Origin of the sequence: Phenylobacterium sp. LjRoot97, assembly GCF_964254345.1 — a bacterium.
Lineage (GTDB): Bacteria > Pseudomonadota > Alphaproteobacteria > Caulobacterales > Caulobacteraceae > Phenylobacterium.
In genome coordinates this window covers 2,670,744-2,686,142 of sequence record NZ_CAXUTH020000001.1, presented here as the reverse complement: position 1 = coordinate 2,686,142, position 15,399 = coordinate 2,670,744, and the positions used below count along the sequence as shown (strand labels likewise).

19 protein-coding genes are annotated in these 15,399 nt (G+C 67.9%); 7 read left to right on the top strand and 12 right to left on the bottom strand.

Annotation, left to right across the window (positions count from 1 at the left end):
* Positions 1–34 precede the first annotated feature (34 nt).
* Together ACSQ2H_RS13380 and ACSQ2H_RS13375 are read left to right on the top strand one after the other, a co-directional pair.
* Entirely contained in the window at positions 35–610 is a 576-nt protein-coding gene (locus ACSQ2H_RS13380) for a hypothetical protein (protein WP_436061882.1), read from the top strand.
* A gap of 39 nt (positions 611–649) precedes the next feature.
* Positions 650–1,174 carry a DUF6886 family protein gene (locus ACSQ2H_RS13375; protein WP_436061881.1) on the top strand — a complete coding sequence of 175 codons (525 nt, stop codon included), beginning with the start codon at positions 650–652 and terminating at the stop codon, positions 1,172–1,174.
* A gap of 36 nt (positions 1,175–1,210) precedes the next feature.
* Here ACSQ2H_RS13375 and ACSQ2H_RS13370 read toward each other — a convergent pair whose 3' ends face one another.
* Both ACSQ2H_RS13370 and ACSQ2H_RS13365 read right to left on the bottom strand, forming a co-directional pair.
* A complete protein-coding gene (locus ACSQ2H_RS13370; RefSeq protein ID WP_436061880.1) occupies positions 1,211–1,588 on the bottom strand; it encodes a nuclear transport factor 2 family protein in 378 nt (125 codons plus the stop codon).
* Complete coding sequence (locus tag ACSQ2H_RS13365; protein WP_436061879.1) at positions 1,585–1,974, bottom strand: nuclear transport factor 2 family protein; 390 nt, start codon at positions 1,972–1,974, stop codon at positions 1,585–1,587. The genes ACSQ2H_RS13370 and ACSQ2H_RS13365 overlap by 4 nt, the downstream gene beginning before the upstream one ends.
* A gap of 179 nt (positions 1,975–2,153) precedes the next feature.
* Here ACSQ2H_RS13365 and ACSQ2H_RS13360 point away from each other — a divergent pair, with 179 nt between their 5' ends.
* The gene (locus ACSQ2H_RS13360; protein WP_436061878.1) at positions 2,154–3,071 is read left to right on the top strand and encodes an NAD(P)H-dependent flavin oxidoreductase; all 918 of its coding nucleotides are present in this window, start codon (positions 2,154–2,156) and stop codon (positions 3,069–3,071) included.
* On the opposite strand, the gene ACSQ2H_RS13355 is transcribed toward ACSQ2H_RS13360, so the two are convergent.
* From ACSQ2H_RS13355 to ACSQ2H_RS13340, 4 genes are all read right to left on the bottom strand, one after another.
* Positions 3,068–3,643, bottom strand: coding sequence for a TetR/AcrR family transcriptional regulator (locus ACSQ2H_RS13355; RefSeq protein WP_436061877.1), 576 nt, complete (start codon positions 3,641–3,643; stop codon positions 3,068–3,070). The two genes, ACSQ2H_RS13360 and ACSQ2H_RS13355, sit on opposite strands and share 4 nt — an antisense overlap.
* A 51-nt stretch (positions 3,644–3,694) precedes the next feature.
* Positions 3,695–4,390, bottom strand: coding sequence for an alpha/beta fold hydrolase (locus ACSQ2H_RS13350; protein ID WP_436061876.1), 696 nt, complete (start codon positions 4,388–4,390; stop codon positions 3,695–3,697).
* A 25-nt stretch (positions 4,391–4,415) separates the two neighbouring features.
* Complete coding sequence (locus tag ACSQ2H_RS13345) at positions 4,416–4,706, bottom strand: DUF1330 domain-containing protein (protein ID WP_436061875.1); 291 nt, start codon at positions 4,704–4,706, stop codon at positions 4,416–4,418.
* Positions 4,707–4,894: 188 nt separating this feature from the next.
* Positions 4,895–6,520, bottom strand: a complete 1,626-nt coding sequence (locus ACSQ2H_RS13340) for an AMP-binding protein (RefSeq protein ID WP_436061874.1) — start codon at positions 6,518–6,520, stop codon at positions 4,895–4,897.
* A gap of 228 nt (positions 6,521–6,748) precedes the next feature.
* Between ACSQ2H_RS13340 and ACSQ2H_RS13335 the strand changes: the two genes are divergently transcribed.
* Positions 6,749–8,221, top strand: a complete 1,473-nt coding sequence (locus tag ACSQ2H_RS13335) for a carotenoid oxygenase family protein (protein WP_436061873.1) — start codon at positions 6,749–6,751, stop codon at positions 8,219–8,221.
* A gap of 91 nt (positions 8,222–8,312) precedes the next feature.
* Here ACSQ2H_RS13335 and ACSQ2H_RS13330 read toward each other — a convergent pair whose 3' ends face one another.
* Complete coding sequence (locus ACSQ2H_RS13330) at positions 8,313–8,564, bottom strand: hypothetical protein (protein ID WP_436061872.1); 252 nt, start codon at positions 8,562–8,564, stop codon at positions 8,313–8,315.
* 104 nt (positions 8,565–8,668) lie between these two features.
* Complete coding sequence (locus ACSQ2H_RS13325; RefSeq protein WP_436061871.1) at positions 8,669–10,018, bottom strand: spinster family MFS transporter; 1,350 nt, start codon at positions 10,016–10,018, stop codon at positions 8,669–8,671.
* 215 nt (positions 10,019–10,233) lie between these two features.
* Between ACSQ2H_RS13325 and ACSQ2H_RS13320 the strand changes: the two genes are divergently transcribed.
* From ACSQ2H_RS13320 to ACSQ2H_RS13310, 3 genes are all read left to right on the top strand, one after another.
* The gene (locus ACSQ2H_RS13320; RefSeq protein ID WP_436061870.1) at positions 10,234–12,456 is read left to right on the top strand and encodes a TonB-dependent receptor; all 2,223 of its coding nucleotides are present in this window, start codon (positions 10,234–10,236) and stop codon (positions 12,454–12,456) included.
* Between the two features lie 160 nt (positions 12,457–12,616).
* Positions 12,617–13,168, top strand: a complete 552-nt coding sequence (locus ACSQ2H_RS13315; protein ID WP_436061869.1) for a cupin domain-containing protein — start codon at positions 12,617–12,619, stop codon at positions 13,166–13,168.
* Between the two features lie 79 nt (positions 13,169–13,247).
* Positions 13,248–13,541 carry a hypothetical protein gene (locus tag ACSQ2H_RS13310; RefSeq protein ID WP_436061868.1) on the top strand — a complete coding sequence of 98 codons (294 nt, stop codon included), beginning with the start codon at positions 13,248–13,250 and terminating at the stop codon, positions 13,539–13,541.
* A gap of 8 nt (positions 13,542–13,549) precedes the next feature.
* On the opposite strand, the gene ACSQ2H_RS13305 is transcribed toward ACSQ2H_RS13310, so the two are convergent.
* From ACSQ2H_RS13305 to ACSQ2H_RS13290, 4 genes are all read right to left on the bottom strand, one after another.
* Positions 13,550–13,837: a hypothetical protein gene (locus ACSQ2H_RS13305; RefSeq protein WP_436061867.1), complete on the bottom strand. Its 288-nt coding sequence runs from the start codon at positions 13,835–13,837 to the stop codon at positions 13,550–13,552.
* A gap of 242 nt (positions 13,838–14,079) precedes the next feature.
* Positions 14,080–14,292, bottom strand: coding sequence for a hypothetical protein (locus ACSQ2H_RS13300; RefSeq protein WP_436061866.1), 213 nt, complete (start codon positions 14,290–14,292; stop codon positions 14,080–14,082).
* A 160-nt stretch (positions 14,293–14,452) separates the two neighbouring features.
* Positions 14,453–14,806 carry a DUF1428 domain-containing protein gene (locus ACSQ2H_RS13295; RefSeq protein WP_436061865.1) on the bottom strand — a complete coding sequence of 118 codons (354 nt, stop codon included), beginning with the start codon at positions 14,804–14,806 and terminating at the stop codon, positions 14,453–14,455.
* A gap of 87 nt (positions 14,807–14,893) precedes the next feature.
* On the bottom strand, positions 14,894–15,304 hold the full coding sequence (locus ACSQ2H_RS13290; RefSeq protein ID WP_436061864.1) for a hypothetical protein: 411 nt from the start codon (positions 15,302–15,304) through the stop codon (positions 14,894–14,896).
* Positions 15,305–15,399 lie beyond the last annotated feature (95 nt).

Here is a 15,399-nt window from a genome sequence, read left to right as displayed (position 1 = left end):
CGAGCGTCCGGCCGGAAGTTCGCGAGAGGGTGGAATGGCGCGTACGCAGCAACGGATCCTGCTGCTGGTCCTGTCGATCGGGGCGCACGTCGTCGTGCTGGGATGGTTGCTGGTCCAGCGGCACGTGCTGTCGTCGCCGTCCGAGCCCCCGGCCATGGAAGTGCTGCTGGCGCCGCCGATCTTCCGCCGCCCCCCAGCCGAGCCGCGCGACCGGCCGTCCGCGCCGCCGCGCGTGCATGCGGCCAGGTCGCCGGAGCGCGCGCCGCTCCAACGCGCAGATCAAGGTCTAGCCGCGCCGTCCGCGGCGGCCGGAGAAACGAACATCGCCGCGCCGCCGGCCGTGCGCCGGGCCCTGCGCGGTCTGATCGGCTGCCGGCTGGCGGACCTCACCGATGAGGAGCGCCAGCGCTGCGACGAGCGTCTGGCCGCGGTCGAGGACCGGATCGGCCGCAAGCTCGACCTCGACCCAGGCGGCGCCTTCGTCCGCGAGGTCGACCCCTATCTGGCGCGGCGGCCGAAGAACGGCTGCAAGGCCCGCGCGGGCGGCGACGCCGATCCGGCGGGAGAGCAGGGGGCCGCCGTCGGCATCGGCTGCGCCTGGGCGTTCTAGGGCGTTGACCGCGTCGTCCGCCGACCGCCTAGTCGCACCATGCGCCTGTTCCACTTCAGCGACGATCCCGCGATCGCGCGGTTCGACCCGCGCCCTGTGCAGGTTCCCTCGGCCCGGCCGGCGGGCCGCGAGTGGCTGAACGGGCCGCTGGTCTGGGCGATCGATGCGCCGCACCAGGCCATGTACCTGTTCCCCCGCGATTGCCCGCGCATCCTGCTCTGGGCGCTGCCCACGAGCTCGCCGCAGGATCGGGCCGAATGGCTGGGGGCGGCGGCGCAGGCGGCCTACGTCGAAGCGCGCTGGCTGGCGGCGCTGAACACGGCGCGGATCTATCGCTACGAGCTGCCGGCCGAGCGCTTCGAGAGCCTCGACGACGCCGGCATGTGGGTCGCGCGCGAACCCGTCACGCCGCTGACCATGGAAGAGTTGTCGGATCTGCCCGGCGCCCTGCGGGCCTGCGGCGTGGACCTGCGTGCGGTGGAGAGCCTGACGCCCCTGCGCCGGGTCTGGGATACGACGCTGCACGCCAGCGGGATCAGGCTGCGCAACGCCGCCGGCTGGTAGGCCTGTCCTCCGCGCCGCGGAAGACAGGCGCGCCGATCAGTGGGTGGCGTTCGGATCGGCCATCTGGAAGTAGTCGCGCCAGCCGACGATCTTGCCGTCCGGCTTGAACTCGATGACGCCCATATAGGGGTGGGTGACGGTCTGGCCGCTGGCGTTGACGTACTCCTCGCGGCCCTCCGTGAAGAGGTGGGTGTCGGTCTCGGCGTGGCGCTCGATCACCCAGGTCGAGCCGGTGTTGTCGGCCCAGTACTTGGTGATGAACTTCTCCACCCAGTCGCGGCCCATCAGCGGCCGGGTGCCGACGTGATAGTGGTACTCGACCTCCGGGGCGAAGAAGTCGAGGAAGCCGGCCTTGTCCTTGGCGGCGATGGCCTGCTGCAGACGGCGGATGAGGTCGATCTTGGCTTCGCTCACGCGGCGCTCTCCTGGCTGGGGGCCTCGATACGGGCCGAGTCGTAATAGTCGCGCAGCTTGCAGACCTTCCCGTCACGGAACTCGATGGTCTGCATGAACGGGTTGTCGATCATCACCTCGCGGGCGCGGTCGTAGAGCTTCTCCATGCCCTCGACCAACATGACGTCGCCCTTCTCGGCCCAGTTCAGCACGATCCAGTCGCGTTGGTCGAAGCCCTGCTCGTAGTTGCGCAGGAACTTGCGCATGGTCGCCTTGTCGCGGATCGGCTTGATCCCCATGCGCCAGTGATACTCGAACTCGTCGGTCAGCGTGTCGAGGAAGGCGTCGTGGTCCTTCCGTTTCGAGGCGGCGATCATCGCCTCCAGCGTCTTCATGTTTTCGCTCATGACCGCGTCCCTCCTGCGTTTCCTTGACCGCAGGCTATTGGCGTAAGTTCGATTATGCAAGTAACAACGCTGGAGCGGTTGACGCCGCTGCGGGTGGTCAATAAGTTGCGATTTGCAAGTCAAGGCTTGCGGCTTTTGAAGGCGCGGGGGGTTCGCGCCTGGGGATGTAAGGATACGCGATGCAGGATCTGGTTTCGCTCAAGGGGCGGCTGCGGCTGCCGGCCATCGCCGCGCCGATGTTCCTGGTCTCGGGGCCGGAACTGGTGCTGGCGGCGTGCAAGGCCGGGATCGTCGGCTCGTTCCCCGCCAACAACGCACGCACCATCGAGGTGCTGGACCAGTGGCTGGTCGACATCAAGGCCGCTGTGGGCGACGCGCCCTGGGCGATCAACATCATGGTCCACCGGACCTATGAGCGGATGGCCGAAGAACTCGAGCTGGTCATGAAGCACAAGCCGCCGATCGTGATCACCGCGCTTGGCAGCCCCAAGGAATTGGTGGCTCAGGTCCAGGCCTACGGCGGCAAGGTGCTGGCCGACGTCAACTCGATCTCCTACGCCCGGAAGGCGGCGGAGGCCGGTGTCGACGGCCTGGTGCTGATCTCGGCCGGGGCCGGCGGCCACACGGGTCAGCTTTCGGCCTTCGCCTTCGTGCCGGCGGTGCGCGAGTTCTTCGACGGGACCATCGTGCTGGGCGGCGCCATCGGCTCGGGCCAGGCGGTGCGCGCGGCCGAGATCCTCGGCGCCGACTACGCCTATCTCGGCACCCGGCTGATCGCATCCGAGGAGAGCATGGCCCACCCGGACTACAAGACCATGCTGGTCGAGGCGTCCGCCGACGAGATCATCCTCTCGGCGTCGCTGACCGGCGTGCCCGCCAACTGGCTGAAGGGCAGCCTGGTCGCCGCCGGCTTCGATCCGGCCGCCATGGGCGCCAAGGCCGAGATCGACCTCGGCCGGCCCGAGGACAACGACGCCAAGCGCTGGAAGGACGTCTGGTCGGCCGGGCAGGGGGTCGGCGCGGTGCGCGCCATCGAGCAGGTCGGCGCCATCGTCGACCAGCTGGCCGGCGAGTACGCCGCGGCCAAGGCGCTCTAGGCGTCGGCTTCCGGAGGCGGCGGCGAGGCGCCCATCAGCGCGCCGATGACCCGTCGCTGCTCCATCGGCACGGGCTTGTTGCCGAACACGTCCGACAGCCACAGGCCGTCGGCGACCAGCCGCTGCAGCAGGGCGTCGTCAGCCCCGACCACGTCGTTCGGCTCGTCGCGGGTGACCTGGTCGGTCCACCACTGCCAGCGGTCGGCCAGCGACGGCTCCAGCAGGCAGGCGACCAGCACCACCTTGCAGGTGCGCACCTCGTCCTCGCTCATGGTCAGTTGCACGGTGGCGGCCAGATAGGCGCGCGAATAGCGGCCCACCGGGTGCGGGTCCTTGGCGGCCAGCGCCTCGATATTGTCGACGAACGTCTTGCCGGCTTCGTCGACCAGCGCCTTCAGCAGTTCGGCCTTGCTGGGGAAGTGGTGCAGCAGCGCGCCCTTGCTCAGCGGCAGTCGCGCCACGACGGCGTCCAGGGTGAAGCCCGCCGGGCCGCCCTCCTGCAAGGTCTGCATCGCCGCGCCCATGATCTGCGCGCGGGTGGCTTCAGGCTGGCGTCGGCGGGGCTGGGTCATGGCCGTTACATACCAACTGGACGGTAATTTGCAACGACCCTTGCCGTAACGTCAGGTGGTGGTCGCCAGCCATCGGCGCAAGACCCCGCTGGTCTCGTCCGGCTGCTCGATCGCCGGCAGGTGGCCGCAGCGATGGAACAGATGGAAGTCCGGGCGGGGCAGGGCGCGAAACATCGCCACGGAGTCGGCGGGCGGGGTCAGCACGTCGCCGTCGCCGACGGCCACGAGGACCGGGATGTCGAGCGAGGCGAGCAGCGGGCGGCTGTCGGGACGGTGCATGATCGCGGTCTGCTGGCGTACGAACGCCTCGCCGCCGACCCGCTGGGCCATGGCCTTCAGGTCGTCGCCGACCGGCCCGCCCAGGTGCTGGGCGTCGACCAGCCGCGGCAGCAGCCGGTCGGTGACCCCGGCGAACCGCCCCGAGCCCAGCGAGGCCAGCGCCGCCTCGCGCTCGGCCGAGCGTCCTGGCGCGTCGGGCGCGGCGCTGGGGTCGAGCAGCGCCGCGGCGGCGACCCGCTCGCCCGCCTGGCGCAGCACTTCGAAGGCGACGTAGCCGCCCATCGACAGGGCGACCAGGGTGAAGCGCGGCGGCGCGGCGGCCAGCAGCCGGCCGGCCATGGCCTCGACACTGTCGTCCAGCGTTACGTCGGCGATGCTGGAAGGAGCCAGGTCCGACAGGGTCTCGCGCTGGTCGCGCCACAGCCGCTCGTCGCAGAGCAGGCCGGGGATGAAGACGATGGGGAGCATGCCGGGGTTCTAGCGCGGGCCGGCCTCAGCTGTCGCCCTCGACCAGGACCAGCTTGCTCACGGTGGTGCGCTTGCGCAGCGCGAACAGTTCCTGGGCCTCGGGATCGTTGAGGAACGCCCGGGCATGATCGCTGGACGGAAACTCCAGCACGACCATCCGCTCGGGCGCCCAGTCGCCTTCCATCACTTCCGGCTCGACGCCGCGGACGATGTAGCGCCCGCCGTGCCTGGCGATGAAGGCGGGGATGGCCTCGACGTACGGCATGAAGCCGCGCAGGTCCGCGATCGAGAAGTCGAGCACCAGATAGGCGGTCATGGTCGCTCCTCCCGGGTCCTGCGCCGGAGCCTAGCACCGCCAGTGCATCTAGCCAGCCTGGCGCGGGCGCCGCCCGGCGAGGCTCAGCCCCCACCCGGCGAAGGCCAGGACCTAAGCTGGGGGGGCAGAAAGCCTGCGCTGGTCCAGCCTGGCTCAAGCGTCGCTGGGGCGATGAGCATTGCAGCCGCCTAGTGCGTTGACAGCTTCTCGCGCTTGACCCGGATGCCGGCGGCCTCGCGGTCCCAGGTCTGGGCGGTGACGCCTTCCTTACGGAGCTCGACCTTCTGGATCTTGTTGGTCGGCGTCTTAGGCAGCTCGGCCTCGACCCGCACATAGCGCGGCACCATGAAGTGGGCCATGCGCGGAATCAGGAACTCGATCAACGCCTTGGGATCGACGGTTGAGCCCTCACGCGGGGCGACGCAGACCATCACCTCCTGCTCGCCGCCTGGCAGGTCGACGCCATAGGCGGCCACTTCGCGCACGTGCTCATAGGCGCTGACCTCGATCTCGATCTCCAGCGAGGACATGTTCTCGCCGCGGCGTCGGATCGCGTCCTTCTTGCGGTCGACGAAGTAGAACAGCCCCTCGGCGTCGCGCCACAGCAGGTCGCCGGTATGGAACCAGCCGTTGCGCCAGGCCTCGGCGGTGGCGGCCGGGTCGCCCAGATATTCCTTGAACAGCTCCCAGGGACGGTCGGTGCGGATGGTCAGCTCGCCGACCTCGCCGACCGGGACCTCCTGGTCGAAGGCGTCGACCAGTCGGCACTGCACGCCGGCCCGTGGCCGCCCGCAGCTGCGCATGGTCTTCTCGTTGACCTCGCTGATCAGCGGCGAGGAGACCTCGGTCATGTTGAAGCCGGAGACGTAGTCGAAGCCGAACCGCTCCGCCAAGGCCACCGTCTCCTCAGACACCGGTGACAGCGTGCAGATCCGCAAGGGATTGTCCTTGTCGTCGGGCCGGCGCGGCTCCTTGTGCAGGAAGCTGGTCAGCGCGCCGATGAAGCCGCTGCAGGTGGTCGAGCCGGTCTCGCGCACCAGGTCCCAGAACCGCCGGGTGTCGAAGGCCTCGAACAGGGCGATGGAGCCGCCGCTGGCCAGCGCCGCCATGATCCCGCTGATGCCGCCGACATGGAACATTGGCAGGTTGACCAGCATCCGGTCGTCGGCGCGCATGTAGCCGTAGGTGACCCGGGCCGTGGTCCACTCCTGGACGTACGAGGTCACGACCGCCTTCGAAGGCCCGGTGGTGCCCGAGGTGAAGATGATCACCGGCGTGTCCCAGGGCTGCGGATCGGCCAGGACCGCCTGGCGCGCGTCGCCGTTGAGCGCTGACGGCGGTTCGACAGCCTGCGTCAGGTCCAGGGCGTTGGGACCGGGCGCGGTCAGGATCACCCGTTCCAGCGCCGGCAGGCTTAGGCCAGCCAGCCGCGGGGCCAGGTCTGGGTGGACGATCGCCACCTTGGCCCCGGTCTTGTTGATTGCGTGCTCCAGCAGCCGGCCGCGAAAGCTGGTGTTGATCGGAGCCAGCGCTGCGCCGGCGTAGTTGGCGCCGAACCAGGCCCGGCAGAGGGCGGCGGAGTTGGGGGCCCAGGCGGCGACGATGTCGCCCGGCTTCACGCCGCGCGCCTGCAGGGCGGCGGCGGTGCTGAGCGCGATCTCGCGGGTCTGGGCCCAGGTCCATTCCTCGCCGGTCTCGAACCGCAGGAACACCTTGTCGGGCGTCGCCTGCGCGTGCCGGTCGATCAGTCGGGGCACGACGCAGTCGGCGGCGCTCGGCGCGGCTTTCTGGTCGAACCAGACGGGATGGGACATGGGTTTCCTCCAACCAGACTCTGGCGCCTGGCGGCCGCTTCGATCGGCGGCGCTGCCCTCGCGCTTAGTTTGAGATACATCAAATCAGTTTCAAAATGAAAGTGATATTCGATGCGGCGTCCGGCTCGAATGCCGTCATGTCGGAATCAAACTGGCAAATTGAAACTAAATGCGCCTATCATGCGCCAACGAGGATGGCCGGCGAGCCGTCCAGCAAGGGAGAGCGACATGCCCGTCGAACTGGTGAACCGGGTCCACAGCACCATCGAGCCGAACGACCACCCCTATATGAACGGCGCCTGGACCCCGCAGCACGACGAGTTCAACGGCGAGGGGCTGGAAGTGATCGGCCAGGTCCCGGCCGACATCGACGGCGTCTATGTGCGCAACACCGAAAACCCCGTGCACGAGCCGCTCGGCCGCTATCACCCGTTCGACGGCGACGGCATGCTGCACGTGATGAGCTTCAAGGACGGCAAGGCGGCCTATCGCAACCGCTTCGTCCGCACCAAGGGCTTCCAGGCCGAGGAGGAGGCGGGCCGCGCCCTGTGGGCCGGCCTGGCCGAAAATCCCGCCAAGTCGACCCGTCCGGGCTGGGGCGCGCACGAGCGGCTGAAGGATTCGTCCTCCACCGACGTGGTCGTCCACGCCGGCAAGATCCTCTCGACCTTCTATCAGTGCGGCGAGGGCTACCGCCTCGACCCCTATACGCTGGAGCAGGAAGGCATCGAGAGCTGGACGCCGATCGACGGCATCTCGGCCCATCCCAAGGTCGACGAGCACACCGGCGAGCTGCTGTTCTTCAACTACTCCAAGCACGCGCCCTACATGCACTACGGCGTGGTCGGACCGGACAACAAGCTCAAGCACTACATCCCTGTGCCGCTGCCGGGCCCGCGCCTGCCGCACGACATGGCCTTCACCACCAACTACTCGATCCTCAACGACCTGCCGGTGTTCTGGGAGCCGGAGCTGCTGGAGAAGAACCTCCACGTGGTGCGGTTCCACCGCGAGATGCGCTCGCGCTTCGGAATCCTGCCGCGCTACGGCAAGCCGGAAGAGATCAAGTGGTTCGAGGCCGACCCGACCTACGTCCTGCACTTCCTCAACGCCTTCGAGGACGGCGACGAGGTCGTGCTCGACGGCTATTTCGAGGAGAACCCGGAGCCGAAGTCGTCCAACAGCGCCCCGGCCGGCTATGAGCGGATCATGGCCTTCCTCGACCAGAACGAGCTGCGGCCCAAGCTGCATCGTTGGCGCTTCAACATGAAGACCGGCGAGACCCAGGAACAGCGCCTCGACGACCGCATCCTCGAGTTCGGGGTCATCAATAATCAGTACGCCGGCCTGCCGTACCGCTACGGCTACAGCGCCGTCTCCAAGCCCGGCTGGTTCCTGTTCACCGGCCTGGTCAAGCATGACCTGAAGTCGGGCGAGAGCTGGGCGATCGATTTCGGCGAGGAGCGCTATGGCAGCGAGCCGGGCTTCGCGCCCCGCGTCGGCGCCAAGGACGAGGACGACGGCTACCTGGTCACCTTCGTCACCGACATGAACGCCGACCGCTCGGAATGCGTGGTCTACGACGCCAAGAAACTGGCCGACGGCCCGGTCTGCCGCATCGTGCTGCCCGGCCGCATGTCCAGCGGCACCCACGCCACCTGGGGGCAGGGGCAGGCGATCCGCGCGGCGCAAGGGAAATAGCCATCAGCAAGTCCCGGGGCCTGCTCGACGGCTCCGGGCGACTGGTCGGGTCCCGGTCTGTGCTGCGCAGGCCGGGACTTCTTGTGTCCGCCTACCAGGTCTTCAGCGGTTTCACGGCCATCGGGGCCTTGTAGATATAGACCTGCGGCTTGGCGGCGCTCACCGGCTTGGCGGTGAATCTGACCGTATTGTCGGTCGTGGCGCGGGCCGGCGCGGTCTTGTACGTGGCTGCCATCAGCAATCCGCCCGACTTCGCGTCGTGGCGCACCTGTCCGCTGCTCTGCGCGGACGCCGTCCCCACAGCCAGCAGGCTGAGGACAGCGGTCAAGGCGACGAGTCTCACGCGCCTTCCTCCCATGTATCGTCTAGTCTCACGGACCTTCTTGCGGGTCCGTTCAGCAGGCTGCACCGCTTTCAGGCTCGGTGCAAACCCGCAATCTACAAACGTCAGTGATCGGACGCTTCGGCGGCCTCCTCCTGTGAGGCGCGGACATAGGGCTTGATCGCCGCGATCAGCGCCGCGACGCCCAGCGGCAGCACCACGGCGGTGACGATGGCCACCGCGACGCCGATCTTGGCGGGGTCCTTCAGCCAGTGGTCGCTGATCAGCGCCACCGCCGTCGGGCCGACCGTGAAGGCGACGATGTTGCCGATCAGCAGGTAGAGCGCGATCACCCGGGCCCGCACCCGGTTGGGCGTCACCGCCTGGAATGAAACCGCCGGCAGGCCCTGGGTCAGGCCGAACCCCAGGCACATCAGCGCCAGCATGGCTGCGGCCAGCTCGCCGGTCGCCATCATCGGGACCGCCAGCGCGAACGGAAAGGCGCCGAGCGCGCCGATGATCGCCACCCGCAGCACCGCGTCCTTGCGGCCAGCGGCCGCGAAGCGGTCGGTCCACCAGCCGCCGATCAGCACGCCCAGCGTGCTGCCGACCAGCAGGATGGTCCCGTAGACCGCCCCGACCTTGCCCACCGGCCAGCCGTGCGCGCGCATCAGAAAGGCCGGCGCCCAGGTCAGGTACGCGGCGATCACCACCCCGACCAGCGAGTAGCCGGCGGCCAGCAGGGTGAACACCAGCCAGCGGCGGCGCAGATAGGGCCCGAGCGGGGCCGAGGGCGCGGCGCCCGCGCCCTGGCGGGCCGGCTCGCGCAGGAACAGCATTGCGGCGATCAGCACTGGCCCGGGCAGGCTGACGAGCATGAAGGCGAACTGCCAGCCCTTCAGCGTCCCGACCAGCGGCAGGCTGATCGGCGGGGCGGTGCTGGCCCACTCGATCACCGCGCCGCCGATGATCAGCGCCATGCCGACCCCGGCGATCGAGCCGATCGCATAGACCCCCATCGCTCGCGCCCGCTTGGCCGGCGGGAAGGAGTCGGCGATCATCGAATAGGCGGCTGGCGACAGGCCCGCCTCGCCGATCCCGACGCCGACGCGGGCGGCGAACAGCGAGACGAACGACCCGGCCAGGCCGCAGGCGGCGGTCATCGCGCTCCAGACCCCGATGCTGACCATGATCAGGTTGCGGCGCGAGCCGCGGTCGGCCAGCCAGGCCAGCGGCACGCCCATCAGCGTATAGAACAGCGTGAACGCCAGCCCGCTCAGCAGGCTGAACTGGGTGTCGGTGATCCCCAGGTCGCGGCGCAGCGGCTCGACCAGCAGGGTCAGGATCTGACGGTCGACGAACCCGACGGCATAGGCGGCCATCAGCACCAGCACCATGGTCCAGGCGCGGGCAGGGGCGGGCCAGTCGGGCGTCGGGCGCGGGGCCGAAACGTCGGCCGCCACGGCGCTGGACATTGTCTTCTGAAGCACTTTCAGACCCCCGAATGGCGTCGCCGTCTGCGCGGCGTCGACCTAACGTCACCCCGGAAGTATCAAAATGCAAGCTTATCTGATGCGACTTTCAAAAAAGGACTTGTGCGGTTCAGTTCAGTAATGCAAGTCTCTCCTCATGGGCCGCAGAGCCCAGTGGATCGGCGCCTTGGCGCGCCGTGCGAACACGGGGGAAACTCATGACCAGGCAAGCGCTCTTTCTGTTGGCTACCTGCGCCGTCGGGGCGCTTTCGGCCGGGACCACGGCGGTCGCTCAGACTGCGCCAGCGGCCAGCGCCCGGCCCGTCGCCGTCGAGGAGGTGATCGTCACCGCCGACCGCCGCGAGCGGAAGCTGCAGGACGTCCCCTCGGCGATCAGCGCCATCACCGAGGAGGCGCTTGAACGCAGCCGCATCGTCGATCTCGGCTCGCTGTCGACCACTGTGCCGTCGTTCTCGATGACCGAGAGCTCGGCGCTCGGCAAGGAGCTCAGCATCCGCGGCGTGACCAGCGTGCGGATCCTCGACGCCACCGCCGAACCCTCGGTCGGCATGTTCGTCGACGAGGTCTACCTGTCGCGCATGGGCTCGGCCTTCACCGACTTCTACGACCTGGAGCGCGTGGAGGTGATCCGCGGTCCGCAGGGCGTGCTGCTGGGCAAGAACGTGGTCGGCGGCGCGATCAGCGTCATCACCGCCAAGCCCAAGTTCGACCCGTCCGGCGCGACCACCATCTCGTTCGGCAACTACGACTCGGTGATGGCCAACGGCTACGTCACCGGGCCGCTGACCGACGACCTGGCCGGCCGCGTCGCCTTCCAGGTCCGCAACCGTTCGGGCTACAGCAGGAACGTCATCCTCGGCGGCGACATGGACAACCTGAAGTCCTACCAGGGCCGCGGCGAGCTGCTCTACCGCGCCCCGGACGCCGACCTGCAGGTGCTGGCGACCTTCGACTACGGAACCGACGAGACCGACGGCACCGCCCGGGTGATGACCGACGACCCGTTCGCCGCCGGCGTCGGCGTCGTGTCGGCCTGGCGCGCGGCGCGGGGCCTGGGCCCGCGTGACGGCACCAGCCCGGAGCAAGAGTACAGCAGCCGGCTGACCCGCGGCGCGATGCTGCGCGTGGACTGGGGCGTGTTCGAGGGCGCCAAGCTGACCTCGATCACCGGCTACCGCTCGTCCAAGGGCACAATGGGCTTCAACCAACTGGGCATCGGCTCGCCGCCCGGCCTGGCCGACACCTTCTACTCGACCACCGAGAAACCCGAGACGATCAGCCAGGAACTGCGGCTGGTGTCGGACAATCCCGACAGCCGCTTCGACTGGATCGTCGGCGCCTTCCACCAGGCCGACGATGTCACCCGCTACGACTCCAACGTCGCCACGACCGCCACCACCATCGCCGCGCTGAGCGGCACGTTCCTCTACACCAACAAGGCCGACCTCAAGACCACCGCGGTGTTCGGCCAGGTCGGCTACAAGTTCACCGATCAGCTCAAGGCCACGGTCGGCCTGCGCTACACCATGGACGACAAGAGCGGCACCCGCCTGGCCCAGTGCCTCGAGGACGGCGGCGACGGCCTCTGCGTGGCGGCCCTGGTGCTGGCCAAGGGCCAGTCCTTCACCGTCAACTACGGCAAGGACTGGAACGCCCTGACCCCGCAGGGGATCATCGAATACCGCCCGAACGAGAGCGTCATGATCTACGGCAGCGTCGCCAAGGGCTTCAAGGGCGGCGGCTGGGACCACCTGCCGTCGACCGCCGCGGCGGCCGCCATCGGCTATGACCCGGAAAAGGCGACCAACTACGAGATCGGCGTGAAGTCGGACCTGTTCGACCGCCGCGTGCGGCTGAACCTCGCGGCCTTCAAGATGGACTACAAGGACCTGCAGTCCCAGCAGCTGGTCCTGGAATGCCTCTGCCTGATCACCAGCAACGCCGGGACCGCCGAGATCAAGGGCCTGGAGGCCGAAGGCACCTGGGCGGTCAACGAGGACCTGACCCTGACCGCCTCGGGTTCGTGGCTCGACGCCAAGTACAAGAACTTCGTCGACGGCGCGGGCGTGGTGTTCTCCGGCAACCACATCCAGCGCTCGCCGGAATACAAGTTCGACATCGGCGCGAACTACGTGTTCGGCATCGGCGAGTGGGACCAGGCCTTCAGCCTGCAGACCAACTACACCAAGCAGGGCAAGAGCTACTGGACGCCCGCCAACACCTTCGCCCAGGAACCCTTCGGCCTGTGGGACGCCTCGCTGCGGGTCCAGCCGCCGGGCGCGGCCTGGTCGCTCACGGTGTGGGGCAAGAACCTCACCGACGAGCTCTACGCCGTCGCGGCCCAGACCTTCTTCGGCGACCTGATGAACTACTACGCCCCGCCCAAGACCTACGGCGTGGACCTGAAATACGAGTTCTAGCGGCCCGCCTCCGGGGCTGACGACTGAGCCGGCGCCGATCCCCTGGCGCCGGCTTTTTCGTGTCTGCGGCCATGGGTTCGTTGACAACGGGTCGGCGCGCGCTCTGAGATTTGGCGCAAGAGTCACGCAAGTTGGCTCAAGTAGACCAGGGAGCGACGCCATGACGGATTCAACTCGGGTCGAGGGCGCTGCGGGCCCGGCCCGGAAGATCACCATCTATCGGGCCGAGGAGGGCAAGCACCTCCTGGAGGCGATGCAGTTCGCGCCGATGAACGACATCCAGGCCCGCGGCCTGCAGAACGTCGTCGAGGCGGGCTACGAAGGCGGCAACGTCGTCAAGGTGCTGTTCTCCAGCGAGGAGCTAGGCCTCAGCCTGACCTACGCGTGGTTCAAGCAGGGCTTCCCGCTGCCCCGCCACAGCCACAGCGCCGATTGCCTCTACTACGTCATCTCCGGGGCCCTGCAGTACGGCAGCGAGGTTCTGAGGGCCGGGGACGGCATGTTCGTGCCCGCTGGCGCGGTCTACACCTTCGAGACGCTCGAGGATGGCGTCGAGTTCGTCGAGTTCCGCAAGGCCGCCCGGTACGACATCAACTATCAGACCTCCGAGAAGGTCTGGGAACGTCAGCTGCAGCAGACCAAGGACAACGTCGATGCCTGGCGCGCCGCCGAAGCGCCGCCCGCCGCCCGCCGCATGTTGGGGCTGGGGTAGGACGTCCGGCTGTCGGCGATCCGGTCAGCCGCCCCAATCGATCCAATAGAGACGTTTGGGAGCTAGCTAGACTGCTCAAATGACGGCGCGCGCTAAGTCCCCTGACCCCGAGATCTATTGCGACTTCAACGGGCGCGTGACGGAGCGCGGGTACCGGCCAACCAACGGCACGGTCCAGGATTTGGCTGCCTTGGGCCTTACGCTTGAAAGCGCCGTGGGACGCCGTTTTGTCTTTGTCGGCGACGACGCGGACGAGCACGGCAACCCAGACGACATAATGCACAACGGCGCTGTCGTTCAGGACTTGGTGTTCGGGGTCCTTTTGGAAGCAGATGACGCGGGCTTCTACTGGCGATCCCAACTGAGGGAGTAGTGGCCCTCTCAGACGTTTGCCGCGTCCCATTCGGCGTCATGCCAGTCGAAATAGTGGGCGACAGCAATGAACCGCCCGCCTTCACCAAATTGTGGTGGCGTAAGCTCCCAAACTTCATTCCCGAAAACGTGAAGTATATATCGAGCGGAAACGGAAGCGCGGGGAGGCCGTTCAGAAGTCACGTCAGCGAGGCCCTCACCGTGGCCCAGCCGAGCATTGATCCATGCTTCGAGTTGGCGAAACTCATCGTCTGACTTGAAGCTCTTTACCTCGGTGAGGCCTTCGATCTTCGTCACTGGATTTCTCAATGTGCACGTGTGGGGCTTGAATAGCACTTGGTTCGAATGTCGCTAACCACCCCTCGCAGACGTTTTAGACGTCTGCTGAGCCAATCACCCACCATCCGGAATGGCGACCGGGGAGCCGCGGGGGGGCTGGGTGAACCCGTCGAGCGGGTTCCCGCGACTCCCCGCCGCCCGCAGAGCGCGCCCCGAAAGGCCTCGCTCCTGGAACCTCGGCGGGTCGCCTGCCGCGTGGTTCAGGCCGTCAGGACCTGCACGCGTCGCGCCCGGCGGTCATGGCGGAGCAGGGCGCCCGCGCTCACGAAACCCAGGATCATGGCGGTCCAGATGAGCGAGGCTTCCGCCGCGCGGGCGGCGGAGGCGGCGGCGTCCTGACCTCCGGCGGCCGGGCTGGCGGAGGCCGCCATGGCGAGCGCGAAGGTGAGTGTCGCCGGCAAATGCTTCAACATCTGGGTCACGTCCTGACAAGCCGCCGGGAAGCGGCCTTCATGGACGCGGGTATGGCGCGCTTCGAGTGTCGAGAGCGAGCAAGTATTTGAAAAATAACGTAAACGAGTGTAACGCCCGCGGCCCCAGGGTAGAGCCTGGCCCGCGGGCGCCACCTGTGGGTCAGAGTTGGACGAAGCTTTCGAAGCCGCCGAAGATCATCCGCTGGCCGTCGAACGGCATCTTGGCGGGGTCCATCTTGATGCGCGGATCGGCCATCACCTTGGCGTTGATCTCGTCTCGGCTGGCGCGCGAGGCGTAGACGATCCACGAGAACACCACGATCTCGTCGTCCTTGGCCTGCACGGCGCGCGGGAACGAGGTCACGTCGCCATAGGGTGTGTCGTCGCCGATGCACTCGACATAGGCCAGCGCGCCGTGGTCCTTCCAGACCTCGCCGGCGTTACGGGCGATGTCCTTGTAGGCCTCGATGTTGGCCTTCGGTACGGCGAGCACGAAACCGTCGACATAGGGCATGGGGCTTCCTCCTTTGGGTTGTGCAGACCAAAGGACGTTCGCGCGGCGTCCGATCCGACAGCCGCGCGCTTTTTTCCGAACGCCCGACTACGCGGCGGTGCTCGCCGGCCTGCGCCAGCGCCAGATCAGCAGCACCAGCGCGGTGATGATCAGGACCGCGAAGCCCGACAGCATCCAGGCGTTGAGATACCAGTGCTCGCCCCAGGTGAACTTGCCGGACATGATCTTCGCCCAGCCGCGGAAGTGCTGCGTCGAGCCGACCGAAAGACCGAAGATCGCGAACACCGCCGACAGGTAGCGCACCAGCCAGTGGGCCGGGTTCGGCATGAGCAGCAGCAGTCCCAGCAGGCCGATCACCGTGCGCTGCGTGCGGCAGTAGGGGCAGTGATAGACGAGGCCCGCCCAGTCGACGCCCCAGGTCACGATGGCGATGGCGATCGCCGCCAGTCCGACGATCCGGCGGTGACGCAGCAGGATGTCGGGAAGATCGTTGAACATGGGCGCCCCCTCGGCCTGGAAACTCGGCCAAAGCGGGCCTGACGCGCGACCATAGGCGCCGTCGCCGCGCAGGTCGAACGAATAGGCCCGCGCGG

Coding starts and splice junctions, on each gene's coding strand:
- ACSQ2H_RS13380 (WP_436061882.1), top strand. CDS start 35: ATGGCGCGTACGCAGCAACGGATCCTGCTGCTGGTCCTGTCGATCGGG.
- ACSQ2H_RS13310 (WP_436061868.1), top strand. CDS start 13,248: ATGACGGCGCGCGCTAAGTCCCCTGACCCCGAGATCTATTGCGACTTC.
- ACSQ2H_RS13350 (WP_436061876.1), bottom strand. CDS start 4,390: ATGCTCCCCATCGTCTTCATCCCCGGCCTGCTCTGCGACGAGCGGCTG.
- ACSQ2H_RS13375 (WP_436061881.1), top strand. CDS start 650: ATGCGCCTGTTCCACTTCAGCGACGATCCCGCGATCGCGCGGTTCGAC.
- ACSQ2H_RS13355 (WP_436061877.1), bottom strand. CDS start 3,643: ATGACCCAGCCCCGCCGACGCCAGCCTGAAGCCACCCGCGCGCAGATC.
- ACSQ2H_RS13295 (WP_436061865.1), bottom strand. CDS start 14,806: ATGCCCTATGTCGACGGTTTCGTGCTCGCCGTACCGAAGGCCAACATC.
- ACSQ2H_RS13360 (WP_436061878.1), top strand. CDS start 2,154: ATGCAGGATCTGGTTTCGCTCAAGGGGCGGCTGCGGCTGCCGGCCATC.
- ACSQ2H_RS13315 (WP_436061869.1), top strand. CDS start 12,617: ATGACGGATTCAACTCGGGTCGAGGGCGCTGCGGGCCCGGCCCGGAAG.
- ACSQ2H_RS13345 (WP_436061875.1), bottom strand. CDS start 4,706: ATGACCGCCTATCTGGTGCTCGACTTCTCGATCGCGGACCTGCGCGGC.
- ACSQ2H_RS13320 (WP_436061870.1), top strand. CDS start 10,234: ATGACCAGGCAAGCGCTCTTTCTGTTGGCTACCTGCGCCGTCGGGGCG.
- ACSQ2H_RS13300 (WP_436061866.1), bottom strand. CDS start 14,292: ATGTTGAAGCATTTGCCGGCGACACTCACCTTCGCGCTCGCCATGGCG.
- ACSQ2H_RS13290 (WP_436061864.1), bottom strand. CDS start 15,304: ATGTTCAACGATCTTCCCGACATCCTGCTGCGTCACCGCCGGATCGTC.
- ACSQ2H_RS13365 (WP_436061879.1), bottom strand. CDS start 1,974: ATGAGCGAAAACATGAAGACGCTGGAGGCGATGATCGCCGCCTCGAAA.
- ACSQ2H_RS13340 (WP_436061874.1), bottom strand. CDS start 6,520: ATGTCCCATCCCGTCTGGTTCGACCAGAAAGCCGCGCCGAGCGCCGCC.
- ACSQ2H_RS13335 (WP_436061873.1), top strand. CDS start 6,749: ATGCCCGTCGAACTGGTGAACCGGGTCCACAGCACCATCGAGCCGAAC.
- ACSQ2H_RS13325 (WP_436061871.1), bottom strand. CDS start 10,018: ATGTCCAGCGCCGTGGCGGCCGACGTTTCGGCCCCGCGCCCGACGCCC.